Source organism: Pedobacter nutrimenti, assembly GCF_003208655.1.
In the GTDB taxonomy this organism is placed as follows: domain Bacteria; phylum Bacteroidota; class Bacteroidia; order Sphingobacteriales; family Sphingobacteriaceae; genus Pedobacter; species Pedobacter nutrimenti.
Map to the genome: position 1 here is coordinate 1 of NZ_QKLU01000015.1, position 2813 is coordinate 2813.

The 2813-nt window shown below is 49.1% G+C and carries 2 rRNA genes; both read left to right on the forward strand.

Features of this window, described 5'->3' with window-relative positions:
- Positions 1–2529 (forward strand): 23S ribosomal RNA (locus B0O44_RS24780); the annotation flags it as partial.
- 107 nt (positions 2530–2636) lie between these two features.
- Positions 2637–2748: ribosomal RNA gene (gene rrf, locus B0O44_RS24785) — 5S ribosomal RNA — on the forward strand.
- Positions 2749–2813: the final 65 nt, after the last annotated feature.

Sequence of the window (2813 nt, forward strand, 5' to 3'; positions counted from 1 at the left end):
AGCCTCGTACACGTAAGTACCATTAGTCTAGTAGTATCCTGAGTACCGCGAGGTCGGAGACGCCTTGTGGGAACCAGCCGGCACCATCCGGTAAGGCTAAATACTCCTGAGAGACCGATAGTGAACCAGTACCGTGAGGGAAAGGTGAAAAGAACCCCGAACAGGGGAGTGAAATAGAACCTGAAACTGTGTGCTTACAAGCGGTCGGAGCGTCCAGGTGGCGTGACGGCGTGCCTTTTGCATAATGAGCCTACGAGTTACTCTTCTCTGGCAAGGTTAAGTGTTTAAGACACGGATCCGAAGCGAAAGCGAGTCTGAATAGGGCGTATAGTCAGGGGAGGTAGACGCGAAACCTTGTGATCTACCCATGGACAGGTTGAAGGTGCGGTAACACGTACTGGAGGACCGAACCGATAAACGTTGAAAAGTTTCCGGATGATCTGTGGGTAGGGGTGAAAGGCTAATCAAACTGGGAAATAGCTCGTACTCCCCGAAATGTTTTTAGGAACAGCGTTGAGGTAAAGTTATTTAGAGGTAGAGCTACTGATTGGGTGCGGGGGAGTCAAATCCTACCAAATCCAGACAAACTCCGAATGCTAAATAATATACTCAGCAGTGAGGCCCGGGGTGCTAAGGTCACGGGCCGAGAGGGAAAGAACCCAGACCATCAGCTAAGGTCCCCAAGTTACTACTAAGTTGAACTAACGAGGTGCGATTGCATAGACAGCTAGGATGTTGGCTTGGAAGCAGCCATTCATTTAAAGAGTGCGTAACAGCTCACTAGTCGAGCGATCGTGCATGGATAATAAACGGGCATTAAGTAGTACACCGAAGCTATGGGTAATATTAATATTACGGTAGGGGAGCATTCCAGCGGCAGCGAAGTTAAAGCGTAAGCTTTGGTGGAGCTTCTGGAAAAGCAAATGTAGGCATAAGTAACGATAAGGCAGGCGAGAAACCTGCCCACCGAAAGGATAAGGTTTCCTGATCAACGCTAATCGGATCAGGGTTAGTCGGGACCTAAGGAGAACCCGAAAGGGATATTCGATGGACAACTGGTTAATATTCCAGTACTTTTTATAACTGCGATGTGGGGACGGAGTAGTGACACTGCCGCGATCTGACGGAATAGATCGTTAAAGGCTGTAGGTATAGGACCGGTAGGCAAATCCGCCGGTCTTGCTAAAGGCTAATAGTACCGCAAACCTTCGGGGGCGTGGATAGAGCAGGTAATCAGACTTCCAAGAAAAACCGCTAAGCTTCAGGTTATAAAAACCCGTACCGCAAACCGACACAGGTATCCGGGAAGAGAATTCTAAGGTGCTCGAGTGAATCATGGCTAAGGAACTCGGCAAAATGGCCCTGTAACTTCGGGAGAAGGGGCGCTGGTAGCAATATCAGCCGCAGTGAAAAGGCCCAGGCGACTGTTTAACAAAAACACATGGCTTTGCAAAATCGAAAGATGAAGTATAAGGCCTGACACCTGCCCGGTGCTGGAAGGTTAAGAGGGGATGTTAGGGTTAAACCGAAGCATTGAATCGAAGCCCCAGTAAACGGCGGCCGTAACTATAACGGTCCTAAGGTAGCGAAATTCCTTGTCGGGTAAGTTCCGACCTGCACGAATGGTGTAACGATCTGGGCGCTGTCTCAGCCATGAGCTCGGTGAAATTGTGGTCCCGGTGAAGACGCCGGGTACCCGCAACGGGACGGAAAGACCCCATGCACCTTCACTACAATTTAACATTGACATTGGATACAGGATGTGTAGGATAGGTGGGAGACTATGAAGCGGCGTCGCCAGGCGTCGTGGAGTCAACGTTGAAATACCACCCTTTCTGTATTCGGTGTCTAACTCCGCTAGTCGGAGGACATTGTTTGATGGGTAGTTTGACTGGGGTGGTCGCCTCCAAAAAGGTAACGGAGGCTTTCAAAGGTAAGCTCAATACGCTTGGTAACCGTATGAGGAGTGCAATAGCATAAGCTTGCTTGACTGTGAGGCAGACAAGCCGAGCAGGGTCGAAAGACGGATATAGTGATCCGGTGGTTCTGCATGGAAGGGCCATCGCTCAAAGGATAAAAGGTACGCTGGGGATAACAGGCTGATCTCCCCCAAGAGCTCATATCGACGGGGAGGTTTGGCACCTCGATGTCGGCTCGTCACATCCTGGGGCTGGAGAAGGTCCCAAGGGTTCGGCTGTTCGCCGATTAAAGTGGCACGCGAGCTGGGTTCAGAACGTCGCGAGACAGTTCGGTCCCTATCTGTTGTGGGCGTAGGAATTTTGAGTGGGGCTGACCTTAGTACGAGAGGACCGGGTTGGACTAGCCTCTAGTGAATCTGTTGTTCCGCCAGGGGCATTGCAGAGTAGCTACGCTGGGAATAGATAAGCGCTGAAAGCATCTAAGTGCGAAACTAGCCACGAGATGAGAATTCCATATAGGACCGTAGCAGACTACTACGTTGATAGGTTACAGATGTAAAGGTGGTGACATCAAAGTCGAGTAATACTAATCATCCGAAGCTTTCAAAAGCAACACTACGTTGTTTGCTCTTCCTAACTAACTTCTTTCAATAATATGTCATTTGTTTAGTGTATAAAAAAGATCGAAAGATAGATATACTGAATATATAAAAATATTTAGGTGCCTATATCGGTGGTGTCCACCTCTTCCCATTCCGAACAGAGAAGTTAAGCCCACCAGAGCCGATGGTACTGCGGTAACACGTGGGAGAGTAGGTCGGTGCCAAATCTTAAAGAAAGCCTGTAGTGAGAACTGCAGGCTTTTCTTGTTTATGGGCATTCTGTTCCAGGTCA